Here is a 428-nt window from a genome sequence, read left to right as displayed (position 1 = left end):
ACGAGAGTCCCCCGCGCAGCAGAAAGGGGATCATGACGCTGAATGACTTGGTTTAAACTGGCAGCGCTGAGCACTTCTATCGGCAATAAGAACTCCATTTCCACCAGACGCTGTGACGGCGKTTTTTGGTTGAGGTACAAATGTTTGCCATCAAGCGGCGTTGACAACACGGTATCCACCAGCTGCTGCAAAACGGGCAACCATTCAAGGTCGATCAAGTTTTTTTCCATCAGCTCTGGTGATCACTTGGCGATTCTGTTCAGAGTCCGCCGCTTGAGTAAACTCCACCTCTTCAACAAACGAGTGCAAAAACGTACCAGCGCTGGCACCACGGGGGAAGGTAAAATCGACTTCTCCACTTCTTGGATTGGACGCTTGCGGATCTTCGGTGGAAGAGTCGATATCAAACCCCACCACTTCCAAACTGG

1 pseudogene is annotated in these 428 nt (G+C 51.1%); it reads right to left on the bottom strand.

Going from position 1 to position 428, the window contains the following annotated elements:
- Positions 1-428, bottom strand: a pseudogene (locus CIK04_RS28070) (exodeoxyribonuclease V subunit beta); the annotation flags it as partial.

Source organism: Vibrio sp. 03_296, assembly GCF_002265885.1.
The sequence above is the reverse complement of the archived record's forward strand: the minus strand, read 5'-3'. Positions and strand labels throughout refer to the sequence as shown.